Source organism: Streptomyces meridianus, from assembly GCF_023703325.1.
GTDB classification, from domain to species: Bacteria; Actinomycetota; Actinomycetes; order Streptomycetales; family Streptomycetaceae; genus Streptomyces; species Streptomyces meridianus.
Map to the genome: position 1 here is coordinate 17,992 of NZ_JAMQGM010000040.1, position 17,643 is coordinate 35,634.

The window sequence follows — 17,643 nt, forward strand, 5'->3', positions numbered from 1 at the left end:
CCTTCCCTCCATGGCAGGCAATCACCGGTCGGACGCCCCGGCGGCGCACCACACGCCGGACCCCGACGGCCCGTACGACGAGTCCGACGCCGAGCGCTGGGCCCCCGAGCCCGACAAGCGCCCCGGCCGCACCGCGTTCCAGCGCGACCGTGCACGGGTCCTGCACTCCGCAGCCCTGCGCCGGCTGGCCGGGAAGACCCAGGTCGTCACCCCCGGTGCCCGGTCCTCGGACTGGGACGCGACGCCCCGCACCCGGCTGACCCACTCCCTCGAATGCGCCCAGGTCGGGCGGGAGCTCGGCGCGGCCCTCGGCTGCGACCCCGACCTCGTCGAGACAGCGTGCCTCGCCCACGACCTCGGGCATCCGCCCTTCGGCCACAACGGCGAGCAGGTGCTGAACGAATTCGCCCACGACTGCGGGGGGTTCGAGGGCAACGCGCAGTCCCTGCGGCTCCTCACCCGGATCGAGCCCAAGCGGTTCGCCCCCGAGGAGGGCACCGGCGAACTCGTCAGCGTGGGCCTCAATCTCACCCGCGCGGCACTCGACGCCGCGACCAAGTACCCGTGGCCCCGCGGCGAACGCCCCGACGACCCCGAATCCCCGAAGTTCGGCGTCTACGAGGACGACCGGCCCGTCTTCGCCTGGCTCCGCCGGGGCGCCCGGCAGCACCGCCAGTGCTTCGAGGCACAGGTCATGGACTGGTCGGACGACGTGGCCTACTCGGTGCACGACTTCGAGGACGGCCTGCACGCCGGGCACCTCGACCCCAACCTGCTGCTGGCCGACGCCGAGCGCCAGGAGGTCTTCGCCACCGCCGTCGACCGGTACGCCCCGGCCGGCACCGAGCCGGACGAGATCGCCGAGGCCCTCGACCGCCTCCTCGAACAGGAGTGGTGGCCGCACGGCTACGACGGATCGGCCGTCGCCCAGGCCCGGTTGAAGGACGCGACCAGCCAGCTCATCGGCCGCTTTTGTCTCGCCGCGGAGGCCGCCACCCGGCAGGCGTACGGATCCGGCCGCCTCACCCGGTACTCCGCCGAGCTGGTTGTGCCCCGGGAGGCCCGCCTGGAGTGCGCCGTGCTCAAGGCGCTCGCCGATCTGTACGTCATACAGCGCGCGGACCAGGAGCAGGTCCGCGCCCAGCAGCGCGTCGTCGTCACCGAGCTGGCCGAAGCCCTCGCGGCGAACGCGCCGGACGGGCTCGACCCCATGTTCCGGGCCCTCTACGCCGCCGCCCCGGACGAGCCCGCCCGCAAGCGTGTCGTTGTCGACCAGATCGCGTCCCTGACCGACGCATCCGCGCTGAACCTGCACGCCCGGCTGGTCCGGCGCCGCTGACGAGCGCTGCCGGGGGTCGGGTCCGCGCTGCGGACCCGATCCCGCCCCCGGACGTGGTAGCTCCAATGGCGCAGCGCTCCGCCCGAGCCGGTGCGGCGGCCGGACCCGATCGGCCGGAACCCGTGCCCGGAAGGCCCCGGGCGGTGCCGGTCCTCTTCCCCGATCACGCTCCGTGCGGGACGCTCGATGCGTGATCGGGGGGACGGGCCCGCCGGAACCGCGCCCGTCGGCTCGACTCCGGCACCGGATTGACCCACGCTGGATGTCGGTAGCGAGGAGGCGCCAAGTGGTCGACGCACACGAGACGTACGTCATCGTCGGAGGGGGACTGGCCGGAGCGAAGGCCGCCGAGACCCTGCGGTCCGAGGGCTTCACCGGCCGGGTGATCGTCATCGGCGACGAGCGGGACCACCCCTACGAACGTCCACCGCTGTCGAAGGGCTATCTGACCGGCGCGGACGAACGCGACAGCGTCTTCGTCCACGAGCCCGCCTGGTACGCCCGGGCCGAGATCGAACTGCACTTGGGTCAGCCGGCCGTCGAACTCGACCGCGAGGAGCGGACCGTCACCCTCGGCGACGGCACCCGCGTCCACTACGACAAGCTGCTGCTGGCCACCGGCGCCGAACCCCGCCGCCTCGACATCCCCGGCACCGACCTCGCCGGCGTGCACCATCTGCGCCGTCTCGCCCACGCCGACCTGCTGCGCGGGATGCTCGCCTCGCTCGGCCGCGACAACGGCCACCTCGTCATCGCCGGAGCGGGCTGGATCGGCCTCGAGGTCGCCGCGGCGGCCCGGGGCTACGGGGCCGAGGTGACGGTGATCGAGCCGCTGCCGACACCGCTGCACAACGTCCTCGGCCCGGAACTCGGGACGATGTTCACCGATCTGCACCGTGAGCACGGCGTCCGCTTCCACTTCGGCACCCGGCTCTCCGAGATCATCGGGGAGGACGGCATGGTGCTCGCGGTCCGCACCGAGGACGGCGAGGAGCACCCCTGCCACAGCGTGCTCGCCGCCGTCGGCGCGGCCCCCCGCACCGGCCTCGCCGAGGCGGCCGGCCTGGACATGGCCGACCGTGAGCACGGCGGCGGCATCGCCGTCGACGCCGGCCTGCGCACCAGTGACCCGGACATCTACGCGGCCGGCGACGTGGCCTCGGCCGAGCACCCCCTGTTCGGGACCCGGCTGCGGGTCGAGCACTGGGCCAACGCGCTCAACGGCGGACCGGCCGCGGCTCGTGCGATGCTCGGCCTTCCGGTGACGTACGACCGCGTCCCGTACTTCTTCTCCGACCAGTACGACCTGGGCCTGGAGTACTCCGGGTACGCGCCGCTCGGCGGCTACGACCAGGTGGTGTGCCGCGGTGACGTCGGCAAGCGGGAGTTCCTCGGCTTCTGGCTCCGGGAGGGCAGGGTCCTGGCCGGGATGAACGTCAACGTGTGGGACGTGACGGACCCGATCCAGCAGCTCATCCGCTCAGGCCGGCAGGTCGACCCCGAGGCGCTCGCCGACCCGGGCAAACCGCTCGCGGACCTGCTCGCGTGACCGGCGGTCCGGTGGCCGTCCGCACCGCGACCGTCCCGCTGGAGGAGATCTTCCCGCTGCGCCGGGACGTGCTGCGCCCCGGCGGGCCGGAGGAGTCCGCCCGCTTCCCCGAGGACGCGGATCCGGACGTCTTCCACGTCGCGGCCTACCGGCCGCGGGCCGCTGCCGGGGAGGGGCGGGACCCGGCATCCGGCGGGCCGGTCCTGGCCTGCATCACGTTCTTCCCGGACCCGCTGCCCGCCGAGGCGGCCCGGGCCGCCGGGCTCCCGGCCGGCGGCCCGGCGGCCCGTACCGCCTACCGGTTCCGGGGGATGGCGACCGCGCCCGAGGTCCGCGGACAGGGCTGTGGCCGGGCCGTCCTCGAGGCCGGGATCGCCGAGCTGCGGCGGCGCGGCGTGCGCGCCGTCTGGTGCAACGGCCGCACTCCGGCCGCGGCCTTCTACGAGCGGCAGGGCTTCACCCGGGCCGGGGAGGAGTTCGTCCTGGAGCCGGCCGGGCCGCATCACGTCTTCGTGAAGGATCTCGCCGGGCGGACGAGGGCCCCGTCCCCGGCACCGTAGAATTCACGCGTGGCAGGCAGGATCAACGACGACGACGTGAAGGCGGTCCGGGACGCGGTCCCGATCGACGCAGTCGTCTCCGAGTATCTCCAGCTGCGCAACGCCGGCGGGGGCAACCTCAAGGGGCTCTGCCCGTTCCACGACGAGAAATCCCCGTCCTTCCAGGTCAGCCCCAGTAAGGGACTCTTCTACTGCTTCGGCTGCCAGGAGGGCGGCGACACCCTCGACTTCGTGATGAAGGTCGACCACCTGTCGTTCTCCGAGGCCGTCGAGCGGCTGGCCGCCCAGGCGGGAATCACCCTCCGCTACGAGGAGGGCGGCTACGCGCCCGGACGCCAGCAGGGTGAGCGGATCCGTCTGGTCGAGGCGCACCGGGCCGCCGCCCAGTTCTACGTCGAGAAGCTGGACGGTGCCGAGGCAGCGATCGCCCGGCAGTTCCTGGCGGACCGCGGTTTCGACCAGGATGCCGCCCGGCACTTCGGCGTGGGATACGCCCCGGCCGGCTGGGACCATCTCGTGCGTTTCCTGCGGGGCCGCGGCTTCAGCGACAAGGAGCTCATTCTCTCCGGCATCGCGCAGGACGGTCGCCGGGGCCCGATCGACCGGTTCCGCGGACGCCTGATGTGGCCGATCCGGGACATCACCGGGGAGGTGGTGGGATTCGGCGCCCGCAAGCTCCGCGACGACGACAACGGGCCCAAGTACCTCAACACCCCCGAGACCCCGCTCTACAAGAAGTCGCAGGTCCTCTACGGCATCGACCTCGCCAAGAAGGAGATCGCGAAGTCCAGTACGGCGGTGGTCGTCGAGGGCTACACCGACGTCATGGCCTGCCACCTCGCCGGGGTCACCACGGCCATCGCCACCTGCGGCACCGCGTTCGGCGGCGACCACGTCAAGATCCTCCGGCGGCTGCTGATGGACAACGCCAACGCCGAGGTGATCTTCACCTTCGACGGTGACGCCGCCGGCCAGAAGGCCGCCCTGCGCGCGTTCGAGGACGACCAGAAATTCGCGGCGGAGACCTCGATCGCCGTCACTCCCGAGGGCATGGACCCGTGCGAACTGCGTCTCGCCCGCGGCGACGACGCCGTCGAGGCGCTGGTCAAGAGCCGCACGCCGCTCTTCGAGTTCGCCATCCGGCAGGTGGTCTCCCGGCACAACCTCGACACCACCGTGGGCCGCGCCGCTGCTCTCGAGGAGGCCGCGCCGATCGTCGCGAGCATCAAGAACGGATCGATCCAGCACGAGTCGGCAGTCCAGCTGGCGGGACTGCTCGGCATCCTGGACACCCAGTTCGTGGTCCGCCGGGTCGGCCAGCTCGCCCGCTGGGCACGTGAGCGCGGACGCGGCGGCACGCCCGTCACCGGCTCCCGTTCCCCTCGGCACCGCACCTCCGCGTCGTCGGAGCAGCAGACGCCGCCACCGGTGACCCGGTCGGGTCCTGCGCTGAACCTGCGCAGCCCGGCCCACCGCGTGGAGCGCGAACTGCTCAAACTCGCCCTCCAGTTCCCGGATTTGGTCTCACCGGCGTTCGACGCCTACGGCGCCGACGAGTTCACCGCGCCGCCGTACGCGGTGGTGCGGCAGACCATCGAGGCCGCCGGGGGAACGACGGCGGCGGGCAGCGGTTTCCTGGCGCGGGTCCGCGACGCCGCCCCCGACGATTCCGTGCGCGCCCTCGTCACGGAGCTCGCCGTCGAGCCGCTGCACACCCGCCGCGACCCCGACGAGGCCTATGCCGGAGTGCAGTTGGTGGCCGTGCGCCTGGCCGCGGTGAACCAGCGCATCGCCGACATCCGCGGCACGCTCCAACGGCTGGGCGGGGGAGCGGACCCCGGGCAGCTCGCCGCCGTGCAGCAGGAGCTGTGGGTGCTCCAGCAGTACGGCCAGTCGCTGCGCGAGCGCGGCGCGGCGGCACTCTGATCCCTGCCGTCACCCCATGATTCCGGCTTAACCGGCTGATCGCCCCTCGGTGCAGAAAGTGGGCGCACACCCCTCGTGGCCGCGGTGTGTCGTACAGCACACTGGGTCGGGCGGACGAGTTCGTTCCGGCCGAATCCCCCTGCCGCGCTTCCTCCGGTCCGGCAGCGACTCTTCTGGAGGGCGCCCCCGTGCAGACTCCGCCCCTCACCGTCCCCGGCGCAACCGTTCCGGCCCAGGGTGCCGCCGTGCACCACCCGGAGGCGCCGCCGCCGTCACCCGGACCGGTCGCCGTGAAGGCCGCCCTGCGGGCGGACACCGCTTCCTCCTCGGACCTGCTGCGCCAGTACCTGCGCGAGATCGGCCGCATTCCGCTGCTCACGGCGGCGGAGGAGGTCGAACTGGCCCGCCGGGTCGAGGCCGGGCTGTTCGCCGAGGAGAAGCTCGCGGAGGCGTCCGACCTCGGCTCCGGGCCGGCCGGCGACCTCGACCGGCTTGTCGTCCTCGGGCGGATGGCGAAGCGCCGCCTCATCGAGGCCAACCTCCGGCTGGTCGTCTCGGTCGCCAAGCGGTACGCGGGCCGCGGGCTGACTCTGCTGGACCTCGTCCAGGAGGGCAACCTCGGGCTGATCCGAGCCGTGGAGAAGTTCGACTACGCCCGCGGCTACAAGTTCTCGACGTACGCGACGTGGTGGATCCGCCAGGGCATGTCGCGGGCCATCGCCGACCAGGCGCGCACGATCCGGATCCCGGTCCACGTCGTGGAGTTGATCAACCGGGTCGTCCGCCTCCAGCGCCACATGCTCCAGGAGCGCGGATACGAGCCCACCGCCGAGGAGGTCGCCGGGCAGCTCGGACTCACCGAGGAGCGGGTCAGCGAGGTGCTGTGCCTGGCCCAGGAGCCGGTCTCGCTGTTCACGCCCGTGGGCGAGGAGAACGACGTGTCGTTCGGCGATCTCATCGAGGACCGCGACGCCGCCTCACCGGCGGAATCGGCCGCGTTCCTGCTGCTGCGTGAGCACCTCGAGACGGTTCTGTCGACGCTCGGCGAGCGGGAACGCAGGGTCGTGCAGCTCCGGTACGGCCTGGTGGACGGACGTCCGCGAACCCTGGAGGAGATCGGCCGGGACTTCGGGGTGACCCGGGAGCGCATCCGGCAGATCGAGCACAAGACGCTCAACAAGCTGCGGCATCACGCCTACGCGCAGCAGCTGCGCGGCTACCTGGACTGAGCCGGGCACCCCGCGTCCGAACCGGTCGTCCGCGCTGCGGTGCTGTGGACGACAGGCGGGATCAGCGGGAGCCGCCGGCGCCGAAGCCGGACTCGTGCGACCAGAGGTGCGTGCAGTTGGGGCACTGCAGGTGCAGCAGGCTGCCGCGGTTCGAGAGCAGGTAGCGCCAGTGGTCGGTGCAGTTGCGGCCGGCCAGGCAGGTGGGGCAGTCCGTGTGGTCCTCGCAGCGGGGGCACGGGATCCAGGCGCGGCGTCCGAGATCGGCGCTGGGGTCAAGCGGCAGCACTGTCGTCCTCGGGCAGGGGCGGCAGGATCCCGGCGGCGACGAGCTCGCGGTGGACGGCTGCCTGTTCCTCGTCCAGCCCGGAGTAGAGAAGGCGGTACGCCTCCTCCTCGCCCTTGACGACGGCGACCGGGTCCCAGTCGTCGCCGAGCGCCGCGACGACCTCGGCGCGGCGCCGGGCCTCGTCCTGGGTCAGGTCCATCTCGAGCACGTGGTGCTGCTCGGACGTGTTGTCGTGAGACATGAAAACCTCTGAGCCGTTCGGGGGACTATCCAAACGTGTGTATCAAATCGGACGGCGAGAAAACAGGCCGAATGCCCGGTTGTGACCCATTTCATCGGGCTCTGTGTTCCGTTCCGTGCCGGTTCTTCCCCCGGTCCTGAGCCCCCGTACTCCCGACCCGGGGCCGCGGCCCGGCCGCCGCGCCATCGCTGCCGCTGCTTCCGGGCGGCCCGGACCCATCGGACGCCCCTGGTCCGGACCGACGCCCCCGCCGAACCGGTCGGGCGGCAGGACGGCGTGCGCCGCCGACGCATTCCGGGGCAGGACAGCGCCCGTGCCCGCGTCGTCACCCGGCGCCGAACGCCCCGGGGTGGGCAGCCTCCCGGACGGCCTCGTACTGCTGCCGCACGGCGAGGCCCGCGGATGCGTCGTCGCCGGGCTCGAACCTCCGGCAGGCCGCCTGCTGCCATTGCGGGGGGTCGTGCGGGGACAGGTTCCCCTGCACCGCGCCCAGCGACCAGGCAGCCTGCCGGGCCGCGCCCAGCGCCGCGTAGTCGGCCGGATCCGGTACGAGCACCTGTGCGCCGAGCACCGCGGGCGCCACGGCCTGTACCGCCGGAAGCTCGGCCGCGGTACCGAGGAGGAAGACCCGGCGCACCTCGACCCCCCGCCTGCGCAGCACGTCCAGCGCGTCCGCGATCCCGCACAGCATCCCCTCGACCGCCGCCCGCGCGAGGTGCTCCGGCTTCATGCTCTCCCGCCGCAGCCCGGACAGGGTGCCCGCGGTGTGCGGAAGCCGTGGGGTCCGCTCGCCCTCCAGGTAGGGCAGCAGCACCAGACCGTGCGCACCGGGCGTGGAGTTCAGGGCCAGCTCCGACAACCCCTCGAGACCGGTCCCGAGCAGCTCGGCCGTTCCGCGCAGGACGCGCACCGCGTTGAGCAGGTGGAGTACCGGCAGGTGCCGGCCCGTGGCGTCCGCGAAGGAGGTGATCAGGCCGCCGGAGTTGGTGAGCGGCTCGTGATGGACGGCGAAGACGGACCCGGAGGCGCCCAGGGACACCACCGCGTCACCGGGGCCGACGCCCAGTCCGAGGGCGGCGGCCATGGTCTCGCCGGTGCCGGCGGAGATGAGCAGGCCCTCGGGCGTGCGTCCGGCGGGTTCGGCCGGGCCGAGCACGTCGGGAAGCATCACCCGGTGTCCGAGCGCGAGTTCGGCGAGCTCGGGCACGTAGGACTCGGCCTCCGCGGACCAGTAACCGGTCCCGGAGGCATCGCCCCGATCGGTCGTGCGGCGGGCCGGGCGGCCGAGCAACTGCCACGCCAGCCAGTCGTGCGGTTGCAGCACCTCGGCGGTCCGCCGGGCTGCCTCCGGCTCGGAGTCCGCCAGCCAGCGCAGTTTCGCCACCGGCAGGGCGGCCTGCGGCACGCACCCGACGGCATCCGCCCACGCGTCCCGGCCGCCCATCGCCTCGATCAGGTCCGCAGCCGCCGGCTGCGCCCGCCGGTCGTTGCCGGTCAGGGCGGGGCGCACCGGAGCCCCGGCTTCGTCCAGCGGCAGCATCCCGTGCTGCTGCGCGGAGACGCCGATGGCCTGCACGCCCTCCAGGAGACCGCCGCCGGCGGCCTCGCCCAGGGACATGAGCCAGCACTGCGGGTCGGCCTCGTTGCGACGGCCGGAGCCCTCGGCCTCGACGGCCGGGTGCGGGGCGTGGCCCTGTCGGAGCACGGCACCGGTATCGGTGTCGCAGACGACGATGCGTGTGTGGACGGACGAACTGTCCAGTCCGGCGACTATGCCCATTGGTCAGATGTTGCCTCATTCCGCGGCTGCGGCGGCGGCCCGGGGCAAGGCCGCCGCCGCAACGCCCTCAGGTGTTGCTCGTGCCCCAGTCGTCCCCGGCCCCGTTGTTCTGCTCCCGCAGAGAACGGATGCGGTCGGCGACCGCGCGCGGGATGCGGTCGCCCATCCTGGCGCTCACCGTGCCCGCCGCCTTCGAGGCGAACTCGCGGCCGCCGAGGGCGGCGGACTCCGTCGCGTTGCGGAGGGCGGGGTTCTGGGCGACCTGTTGGGCTGCCTTGCGCAGCTGCTCGTACCGTTCCCGTCCGGCGCGTGCGCCGAGGACGTAGCCGGCCGCGAGGCCGATCATGAAAGTGAGCCGGTACCGCATGGCTTCCACCCTTCTCTCCGTGGCGTCCAGGGACACCTGCCCCGCCTTGCCGGACACGATGCGAATACCGATTTCGGAGCACCCCCAGGCATGCGCTAATGTATTGCTCGCAGCAAGGGAACGCCCCCGGGGAACCGGCCGGCCTCCCGAGCAGAGCAGTCCCCTGTAGCTCAATTGGCAGAGCAGCCGGCTGTTAACCGGCAGGTTACTGGTTCGAGTCCAGTCGGGGGAGCGCATCGCGAAGGGCCCCGTCAGGGGCCTTTTTTGATGTTCCGGATCTTTCGGGAACCGCGGATGCCATGATCGACGTCACTGGGTTCGGTCGACTGCGGCCCGTAGGGGCGGCAGATCGTATGAGCAGCTATGCTGCGGCAGACGGCGCGCACAGATGTGCGCGGCGCGCCGTTACGGGGCGGTAGCTCAGCCGGTTAGAGCAGCGGACTCATAATCCGTCGGTCGTGGGTTCGAGTCCCACCCGCCCCACCAGTGCAGGCATGTGACCTGCGGAAACGTCTCTTCAGTACCTCTGGGTCACCTACTCGGTCCCGACGGAGAGAATCCGCTGCTCACAAGTGTTGTCTGAGGTTCGCTGCGGGCGTCCGGATGTCCCTGTCAACGCTCTGACCTGCGACGATTCAGAATAAGATCGGCTGCTGCTGGTTACGCAGTGAAGTCGAGAAGCAAGATCCAGGGGACATGCAGGGGACGCGAGGCAATGGGGCGGGCCGCAAGAAGCCCGGGCGCCCCGACCGTCAGCGCCATCGATCCATCTACCCCGAGCCTGCCGGGCGGCGCTCCCCCGCAGGTGTTCGGCTCGACCTCCCGCCTTGTCGGATATCAGATTCTCTGAGAGCATGAGGTCATGAGGACGATGACCGCTACCGAAGCATCACGGAACTTCGCCTCCGTGCTGGACAGCGCGGAACGCGGCGAAACCATCGTGATCACCCGCGGGGGCAAACGCCTGGCCGTGCTCGGCCCGGCACCCAAAGCCACCGGCCGCGCGGTGAAGGATGCTCTCCTGCCCTACGTCGACTCCCTCGACGACGCCTTCGAGGGCGATGTGATGGCCACCCGTGATCTGCTGACCCTGGACGATCCGTGGAACGACTGATCCTGGACACCGGCGTATTGATCGCGGTCGAGCGCCGGAAAGTCGTTCTCGACGATGTACTCGCGGACGATGACGATCCAGTGATCGCTGCCATTACGGCTGCGGAGTTGCTCCAGGGCGTCGAACTGGCCGACGACACCGACCGGCTTGCCCGCCAGTCATTCGTAGATGCCATCCTCGCCACGGTTCCGGTCGAGGAGTACGCCGTGGACATCGCGCGGGCTCATGCGCGGCTGCTCGCCCACGTCCGCAGGGCCGGCCAGCCCAGAGGAGCCCACGATCTGATCATCGCGGCAACCGCCCTGACCACCGCACGCACAGTAGTCACCTACGACAAGCGAGCGCGCTTCGACGGCCTTCCCGGTGTTCGCGTACGTCGGTTGTGACGGGCCCGGGGCGATTGGCTGTTGGCAAGTGCGCCTGCCTCAGCCGCTGGCTGCCCACCGAGTGACGGGAGTTGTGGCATCGTGCGCGGTCATCCACCCCGTGCGGTAGGTGAAAGCGGTGGTGGGTCAGAAGGCGCGGTCCATAGGATGCCCGCCGCGACGCCGGCAGCGACGCATCGCATGGGACTCGGCCGGGCGTCAGCTCGGGATGGGGCGCCGAGGGAGGGGGATGGCTGAGATCTTCGGGACTCCCCGACCCGTCTTCCGCGGTTGAATACCGGTGTGGCACGAAGAGTGGTGGGGTTCGGCGAGGACGATCTGCGGGCGGTGGCGGGGACTCGGTCCTTCGAGCGGGGGCTGGGGTATCTGGACGCGGTGAGCGGACTGGAGGTGGGGGAGGGCTCGGTCACCGCCGTGGTGTACGGCACGGATGTCTACGAGGTGGAGCTCACTCTCGGTGGCGGCGAGGGCATCTCGGGGTGGTGCGACTGCCCGTACGGGCAGGAGGGCAACTTCTGCAAGCACTGTGTGGCGGTCGGGCTGACCGTGCTGCGGCGGGCGAAGACGATCCCGCATCAGCGGGCCGCGGCGCGGGCACGGTCTTCCGGCTTGGAAGCGTGGCTTTCAGGGCTGTCACGCGACCAACTCCTGGTGCTGGTGCGGGAGCAGATCGCCGAGGACCGGGAACTGCGCCGGCGCTTGGAGCTGCGGGCAGCCGCTGCGCGCACTGACCTCGGTACGGTCCGGGATCGGATCATCGCCCTGATCGATCCGCGGCCGTTCGCCCGGTACGGGTACATCGAGTACGCGGATGCCTCCGGCTATGCGCGGCAAGTCGCCGAGGCGGTGAGCGCCCTGCGCGCCCTGACCGCCGACGGGCAGTCGGCGCAGGCGGTCGGTCTGGCCGAGGAGGCGCTCCGGGCGCTGGGAGAGACGTACGGGGAGATCGACGACTCGGACGGCGTGGTCGGGGAGGCCGCCGCCGCAGTGGCGGAGGTCCATCTGGAGGCCTGCGGGGTCGCACGCCCCGATCCGGAGCGGCTGGCGGAGTGGCTGGTAGGACGTCTGCTCGCCGACGACAGCGATGTGACAGACCTGGATCCGCTCGACTATGCCGACGTGCTGGGGCCGAGCGGACTGGCCCGCATGCGGCAGCTGACGGCCGAGGCGCTCAGGCGCAGGCGGTCCGGCTGGGCGGAGCGGTACCTGATGGAGCGTCTGATCAAGGCAGCGGGTGACGTCGACGCGTTGGTCGCCCTGCATGCGCAGGACCTCGACCCGTCCGGTGCCACCCATCTGCTCATCGCCGAGGAACTGGAAACGGCGGGCCGTGCGGACGAGGCACTCGCCTGGGCGGAACGGGGACTGCGGGAGTGCGCCGCCGAGACGTACATCGACGGCCGTCTGGTCGACTACGTGTGCGTGCGGTACGCGCAGACGGGGCGGGAGGCCGACGCGGTCGCGGTGCGCCGGGACCGGTTCCGTGTCGAGCGGTCCCTGGCCGCCTACCGGCAGTTGCGCTCCGCCGCCGGGGCTGTGGACTGCTGGGAGGCGGAGCGCGCGGCGGCGCTGGCCACCTTGGAGGAGGGCGCCCGTCGTGAGCGCGGCGGCCGGTACGGCGGGCCCGTGCTGATCGACGCACTGCTCGACGACGGCGACCTGGACGCCGCCTGGCGCGAGGCCCCCGGCCGCGCCGACGACCGGCAGTGGGCGCAACTCGCCGACCTGTCGCGCGAGACGCGCCCGGCCGAGGCGCTCGGCGTGTACCTGCGGCTGGTCGAGCGGTCGAAGGAGCCGACGGGGGACCGCGCCTACGAGCACCTGGCACGGCTGCTGCAGGGCGTCCGTGACTGCCATCGTGCGCTGCGCACCGAGGAGGTGTTCGGCGTGTATCTCGCCGGCCTGCGGACAGAACTGAAACGCAGGCGGAAATTGATGAGCATCCTCGACCGGCACGGGCTGTGACGGTGAGCGGACCCGGCACCCGCTCATCTGCGTGCTGGACGGCGTCTGACGGCCCGAGGCCGATCAGTCCTTGAGATCGATCATCCGTGCCGGCTGTCCGGTCGTGCGGGCGATCGTCTCGAAGTCGCGGTCGTAGTGGAGCAGGGTCAGCCCCGCCTCTTCCGCAGCGGCGGCGATGAGCAGGTCGACGGGGCCCGCACTGCGGTGCTCGCCCTTGGCGGTGAGCAGTTCCTGGACGACGCGTGCGCGCCGGTAGATGCCGTCGGGCATGGGGCACCAGGTGTAATGGGCTTCCAGCGCGCGTTTCACGCGTTCCCGGTCCGCCGCCGATCGGGCTGAGTAGAGGACTTCCAGTTCGGTGATGTCGCACAGGGCGACGAGTCCCGCGCCGATCCTGTCGTCCCACTCGGCCGTGGTCCGGCCGAGCAGGACGCGGGCTAGGGCGGAGGTGTCGATCAGGTAGTCGGCGATGGTCACGCATCCGCTCCTGCGTCGCGGACCCCGTCCTGCCCGCCGATGGGCCGGAATGTGCTCTTGTCGAGGAGGACGTCCACGTCCAGTGCGCCGTCGGCGACCAGTTCGCGGGCTTCTGCCAGCGCGCGCAGTCGCCGGTAGCGGGCGGTGATCTCCCGCAGGGCGGTGTTGATGGTGTCGCGCTTGGTCGTGGTGCCGAGTTCCTTGGCTGCGGCCTCCAGCGCCTCGTCGTCGAGATCGATCACCGTGCGACTCATGACGGCCTCCTGAATATCTGGAGTCGTATATCAATATACACGCCCCCTTATATCTGGTGGAGGCTCAAGGGGCTCGAACCGGGATTGTCGCTGCAGGGGTTCTTTGGGAAGAATGCCTGGACGATGACGTCACGCCCTGCCGAGTTGGACCGCACCGGCCCCGCCGATGCCGCTCCCTCCACAGAGTCCTCCACGGAGACCCCGTACGCCCCCTTCGCTCACCTCACCGCACCCAACGCCGTCCTCTACCGCCAGGTGATGCGCGTGTTCCTGGCGGCCAAGGAGCGGTTCGCGGTGCATCTGCGGCCCGAGGACGTGCACGCCGCGCTGCCGCCGGAGCATCGCCCGGTCGGCCCGGACGCTGTCGTCAAGGCGCTGGACAGTCTCGTCGGGTGGGGCAATCTGCGGGCGGATCCGGACACCTCCCGGGTCACCGCGGTCGAGGACTTCTACCGCAGACGCTTCATCTATCAGCTCACCCAGGCCGGCGAAGCCGCCGAGCAGGCGCTGTCCGTGTACGACGAGGCGCTGGGGCGGCGCGGAGCACTCCAGGCGGTGGCGCTGCACGACATCGTCACGCACCTGCGGGCGCTGCTCGTGCTCGCCGCGGACGAGGAGCCGGACGCGGCCAAGGCGCATCTGGCGCTGTCCGCGCTGACGGACCGGTTCGGGGCGCTGGCCGAGAACGCGCGGGCGTTCATGGGATCGCTCCAGCGCACCATCGATCTGCACGGCGTCGAGGTCGAGGTGTTCCTCGCCTACAAGGACCGGCTGATCCAGTACCTGGAGCGGTTCATCCAGGACCTGATCACGCTCGGCGGGCGGATCGCCCTGCTCATCGGGGAGCTGGAGGACCGGGACAGGGTGAGCGTGCTGCTGCGGCTGGCGGCCGCTCGGGAGGCGGCCGATGCCGCTCCGGACGAGGCGGACACCGCCGAGGCGCAGGCGTACGAGCGGTGGGCGGGGCGCTGGGCCGGACTCGCCGCCTGGTTCGTGTCGGCGGACGGCCGCGAGTCCCAGGCCCGCCTGCTGCGCGGACGCGCACTCGGCGCGATCCCCCAACTCCTGGCAGTTGTACGGCAGTTGAACGAGCGGCGGGCCGGTCGCTCGGACCGGTCGGCAGACTTCCGGACCCTGGCGCGCTGGTTCGCCGAAGCCCCGGACGACGACGCGCGGCACCGGCTGTGGCGCGCCGCCTTCGGCCTCTACTCCGCCCGTCATCTCACCGTCGACGCCGACACGCTCGCCGAACGCGCGGCGCACCCGGTGCCCCCCGCCACCCCTTGGGCCGGGGCCGAACCGCTGCGGATCAGCCCGCAGTTGCGCCGTACCGGAAGCTATGAACGACGTGGCAAGCCCCGCAGAGTGCAGGACCGCTCCGAGCAGCGGCGGCAGCTGGCCGAACTCGCCGCGAAACAGGCGGAGGAGATCGCCGCCGCCCGCGCCCGGCTGGCGACGGACGGTGCCACCCGGCTGTCCGCGCTCGGGGAGCTGGACCCGGTGGCCTTCGGCCTGTTCCTCCGGCTGCTCGGTGACGCCCTGGCCACCTGGCGGCCCGGCACGACCACGACCGCGGCGACCAGCAACGACGGAACGATGGAGATCCGACTCACCGCTCTGAACGATGGTACGGCGGCCGAGATCCGCACGCCGGGCGGGGTGTTCCGGGGCCCCGACCACACCGTCGAGATCACCGACCTCACGCAGGGCATCCCCGAACAGGAGGCCCGGTGACCACATCCCTGGGCGAGGTGCTGGACAACCGGCGCATCGCCGAGTTCCACAAGGCCGCCCGCGCCCTGCTGAGGGAGCCGCTGCTGCTCGCCCGCGGTCCGAGTGCCGACGCCTACCGCCTGGTCCGCCGGTACGCCGCCGAGCTGCGCGACTGGTTCGACCGCAACACCGGCTGGTCGTTGCGGGTGGACGCGGAGTCCGCGCGGTTGCGCAGGACGCCCGGGACCCTGGCCGACGCGACCCATCCGGCGCGCGAGGCGTCCCGCGCCGGTGTGCCGTTCACCCGCCGCCGCTATGTCCTGCTGTGTCTGGCGCTGGCCGCACTGGAACGCGGGGAGGCTCAGATCGCGCTCGGCCGCCTCGCCGAACAGGTGGTGCTGGACGCCGCCGACCCGCATCTGGCCGCCGCCGGCGTGGAGTTCACGCTGGAACGGCGCGACGAGCGCCTGGACCTCGCCGCCGTCGTACGGCTGCTGCTGCGGTACGGGGTGCTGCGCCGGGTGGCCGGGGACGAGGACGCCTACGTGAGCGGGGCGGGCGACGTGCTCTACGACGTGGAGCGCCGCGTCCTGGCCGGGCTGCTGGCCGCCCGCCACGGACCGTCGATGATCACTGCCGTGGACTTCGAGGAGCGGCTGGCCGTGCTCACCGCGGAGAGCGCCCTGGACAGCGACGAGTTGCGGTTCCGCGCGATCCGCCAGAAGCTCACCCGCCGCCTCCTCGACGACCCGGTGCTCTACTACGACGAGCTGACCGACGACGAGCTGGTCTACCTCACCCGCCAGCGCGCCTTCCTCACCGCACGCGTGAGCGAACTGACCGGCCTGGTGCCCGAGGTACGGGCCGAGGGCATCGCGATGGTCGACCCCCTCGACGACCTCACCGACGTACGCATGCCGGAACAGGGCACCCACGGGCACATCACCCTGCTGCTCGCCGAGCACCTCGCCGCCGCGGACGGCGAGGTCGGCCGGGCCGAACTGGAACGGCGCGTGCGGGAACTGGCCGCCGTTCACGGCGCGTTCTGGTCCAAGAGTGCCAAGCAACCGGGCACGGAGGGGGAACTGGTCGAGCGGGCAGTGGCCAGACTGACCGCACTCGGCCTGGTGGAGCGCACACCCGACGGCGTGGCCGCACTGCCCGCGCTCGCCCGGTACGCGGTCGGCGAGACCGTCGTCGTGGAACCCGGACAGCGCACCTCCCCGCGAAAGGCAAAACAACCGTGACTGCCCTGCCCCACCCCGTGCCCGGCCGGTGGCGGCCCCTGCGCATCGGCCTGGTCGACCTCTTCTACTACGACACCGAGGAGTTCTGGTTCCGCGACGGCCGCCTGCTGCTGCGCGGCAACAACGGCACCGGCAAGTCCAAGGTGCTCGCCCTCACGCTCCCGTTCCTGCTGGACGGCGACCTGTCGCCGCGCCGGGTGGAGCCCGACGCCGACCCGGGCAAGCGCATGGAGTGGAACCTGCTGCTCGGCGGGGAGCACCCGCACCCCGAGCGGCTCGGCTACACCTGGATCGAGTTCGGGCGTGTCGACACCGACACCGGACAGAGCCACTTCCGCACCCTCGCCTGCGGGCTGAAGGCAGTGGCGGGCCGCGGCATCGCCCGCCACTGGTACGCCGTCACCGACCAGCGCATCGGCCAGGACCTCAGCCTGCTCGACGCGACCGGCACCGCCCTGTCGCGTGACCGGCTCGCGGAGGCCCTCGCCGGGCACGGCATGGTGTACGACACGGCCACGACGTACCGCCGCGCGGTCGACGAGGCGCTGTTCGGCCTCGGCGAGCGACGCTACGCCGCTCTGGTCGATCTGCTCATCCAACTGCGTCAGCCGCAGCTGTCGAAGCGGCCCAACGAGGCCGCCCTGTCCCGTGCCCTGACCGAGGCGCTGCCCCCGATGGACCAGGCAGTGATCGCCGACGTGGCGGAGGCGTTCCGCTCCCTGGACGAGGAGAAGGACGAGCTGCGCGCGGCGAGCGAGGCCGAGCGGGCCGCCTCCGCCTTCCTGGACCACTACCGGCGCTACGCCCGGGTCGCCGCCCGCCGCCGCGCCCGGTTGCCCCGCAGCGAGCACGCCCGCTACGAGCAGCTGCACCGCGACCTGGCCCAGGCCCGGGCCGAGCGGAAGCAGGCCGAGACGGACCGGGAGGCCGCGGCCGGGCGGATCGCGGAGCTGGAGCAGAGGGCCACGCGGCTGAAGGCACAGCAGGCCGCGCTGCGTGAGGGCCCCGAGATGCGCAGCGCCCGGGAGCTGGAGCAGGTGGCGGCCGAGGCGCGCCGCACCGCCGAGGAGCTGAGGCGGACCGAAGCCGACCGTCAGGACGCGGGCCAGGCGCACACCCGGGCCCTGGGGCGCCTGGGCACGGCCGAGCGGCGCCTCGCGGCGGCCGGGGAACGCGTCGCTGACCTGGCCGGGCGCGCCCGGGACACGGC

At 72.1% G+C, this 17,643-nt stretch carries 17 protein-coding genes and 2 tRNA genes; 13 read left to right on the plus strand and 6 right to left on the minus strand.

The window, feature by feature from the left end; translation table 11 throughout:
- Positions 1-10: 10 nt before the first annotated feature.
- From M1E25_RS19000 to M1E25_RS19020, 5 genes are all read left to right on the plus strand, one after another.
- The gene (locus tag M1E25_RS19000; protein ID WP_251417230.1) at positions 11-1,339 is read left to right on the plus strand and encodes a deoxyguanosinetriphosphate triphosphohydrolase; all 1,329 of its coding nucleotides are present in this window, start codon (positions 11-13) and stop codon (positions 1,337-1,339) included.
- 286 nt (positions 1,340-1,625) lie between these two features.
- Complete coding sequence (locus M1E25_RS19005; RefSeq protein ID WP_251417197.1) at positions 1,626-2,888, plus strand: NAD(P)/FAD-dependent oxidoreductase; 1,263 nt, start codon at positions 1,626-1,628, stop codon at positions 2,886-2,888.
- Positions 2,885-3,448 carry a GNAT family N-acetyltransferase gene (locus M1E25_RS19010; protein ID WP_251417199.1) on the plus strand — a complete coding sequence of 188 codons (564 nt, stop codon included), beginning with the start codon at positions 2,885-2,887 and terminating at the stop codon, positions 3,446-3,448. The genes M1E25_RS19005 and M1E25_RS19010 overlap by 4 nt, the downstream gene beginning before the upstream one ends.
- 9 nt (positions 3,449-3,457) lie before the next feature.
- Positions 3,458-5,374 (plus strand): DNA primase, encoded by a 1,917-nt coding sequence (gene dnaG / locus M1E25_RS19015; RefSeq protein ID WP_251417201.1) that lies wholly within the window; start codon positions 3,458-3,460, stop codon positions 5,372-5,374.
- A 101-nt stretch (positions 5,375-5,475) separates the two neighbouring features.
- Complete coding sequence (locus tag M1E25_RS19020; protein ID WP_372501112.1) at positions 5,476-6,603, plus strand: RNA polymerase sigma factor; 1,128 nt, start codon at positions 5,476-5,478, stop codon at positions 6,601-6,603.
- A 61-nt stretch (positions 6,604-6,664) separates the two neighbouring features.
- On the opposite strand, the gene M1E25_RS19025 is transcribed toward M1E25_RS19020, so the two are convergent.
- The 4 genes from M1E25_RS19025 to M1E25_RS19040 all read right to left on the minus strand — a co-directional run bounded on the left by M1E25_RS19025 (position 6,665) and on the right by M1E25_RS19040 (position 9,286).
- A complete protein-coding gene (locus M1E25_RS19025; RefSeq protein ID WP_251417203.1) occupies positions 6,665-6,889 on the minus strand; it encodes a hypothetical protein in 225 nt (74 codons plus the stop codon).
- Complete coding sequence (locus tag M1E25_RS19030) at positions 6,876-7,130, minus strand: DUF6400 family protein (protein ID WP_251417205.1); 255 nt, start codon at positions 7,128-7,130, stop codon at positions 6,876-6,878. Before M1E25_RS19030 ends, M1E25_RS19025 begins: the two co-directional genes overlap by 14 nt.
- A 325-nt stretch (positions 7,131-7,455) precedes the next feature.
- Positions 7,456-8,910, minus strand: coding sequence for an FGGY family carbohydrate kinase (locus tag M1E25_RS19035; RefSeq protein ID WP_251417207.1), 1,455 nt, complete (start codon positions 8,908-8,910; stop codon positions 7,456-7,458).
- 67 nt (positions 8,911-8,977) lie between these two features.
- On the minus strand, positions 8,978-9,286 hold the full coding sequence (locus M1E25_RS19040) for a YtxH domain-containing protein (protein ID WP_251417209.1): 309 nt from the start codon (positions 9,284-9,286) through the stop codon (positions 8,978-8,980).
- 150 nt (positions 9,287-9,436) lie between these two features.
- On the opposite strand from M1E25_RS19040, the gene M1E25_RS19045 reads away from it, so the two are divergent.
- From M1E25_RS19045 to M1E25_RS19065, 5 genes are all read left to right on the plus strand, one after another.
- Positions 9,437-9,509, plus strand: a tRNA-Asn gene (locus M1E25_RS19045).
- 177 nt (positions 9,510-9,686) lie between these two features.
- A tRNA-Ile gene (locus M1E25_RS19050) sits at positions 9,687-9,763 on the plus strand.
- Positions 9,764-10,139: 376 nt separating this feature from the next.
- A complete protein-coding gene (locus M1E25_RS19055) occupies positions 10,140-10,391 on the plus strand; it encodes a type II toxin-antitoxin system Phd/YefM family antitoxin (protein ID WP_251417211.1) in 252 nt (83 codons plus the stop codon).
- On the plus strand, positions 10,379-10,777 hold the full coding sequence (locus M1E25_RS19060; RefSeq protein WP_251417214.1) for a PIN domain-containing protein: 399 nt from the start codon (positions 10,379-10,381) through the stop codon (positions 10,775-10,777). The genes M1E25_RS19055 and M1E25_RS19060 overlap by 13 nt, the downstream gene beginning before the upstream one ends.
- A 282-nt stretch (positions 10,778-11,059) precedes the next feature.
- Positions 11,060-12,742 carry an SWIM zinc finger family protein gene (locus M1E25_RS19065; RefSeq protein ID WP_251417216.1) on the plus strand — a complete coding sequence of 561 codons (1,683 nt, stop codon included), beginning with the start codon at positions 11,060-11,062 and terminating at the stop codon, positions 12,740-12,742.
- Positions 12,743-12,805: 63 nt separating this feature from the next.
- Here M1E25_RS19065 and M1E25_RS19070 read toward each other — a convergent pair whose 3' ends face one another.
- Positions 12,806-13,219 carry a PIN domain nuclease gene (locus M1E25_RS19070; RefSeq protein ID WP_251417218.1) on the minus strand — a complete coding sequence of 138 codons (414 nt, stop codon included), beginning with the start codon at positions 13,217-13,219 and terminating at the stop codon, positions 12,806-12,808.
- Complete coding sequence (locus tag M1E25_RS19075; protein WP_251417220.1) at positions 13,216-13,473, minus strand: type II toxin-antitoxin system VapB family antitoxin; 258 nt, start codon at positions 13,471-13,473, stop codon at positions 13,216-13,218. The genes M1E25_RS19070 and M1E25_RS19075 overlap by 4 nt, the downstream gene beginning before the upstream one ends.
- 123 nt (positions 13,474-13,596) lie before the next feature.
- Between M1E25_RS19075 and M1E25_RS19080 the strand changes: the two genes are divergently transcribed.
- From M1E25_RS19080 to M1E25_RS19090, 3 genes are all read left to right on the plus strand, one after another.
- Positions 13,597-15,207, plus strand: coding sequence for a TIGR02677 family protein (locus tag M1E25_RS19080; protein WP_251417222.1), 1,611 nt, complete (start codon positions 13,597-13,599; stop codon positions 15,205-15,207).
- Complete coding sequence (locus M1E25_RS19085; protein WP_251417224.1) at positions 15,204-16,433, plus strand: TIGR02678 family protein; 1,230 nt, start codon at positions 15,204-15,206, stop codon at positions 16,431-16,433. Before M1E25_RS19080 ends, M1E25_RS19085 begins: the two co-directional genes overlap by 4 nt.
- On the plus strand, positions 16,430-17,643 hold a 1,214-nt coding region (locus M1E25_RS19090; protein ID WP_251417225.1), incomplete at its 3' end, for a TIGR02680 family protein. The genes M1E25_RS19085 and M1E25_RS19090, both read left to right, overlap by 4 nt.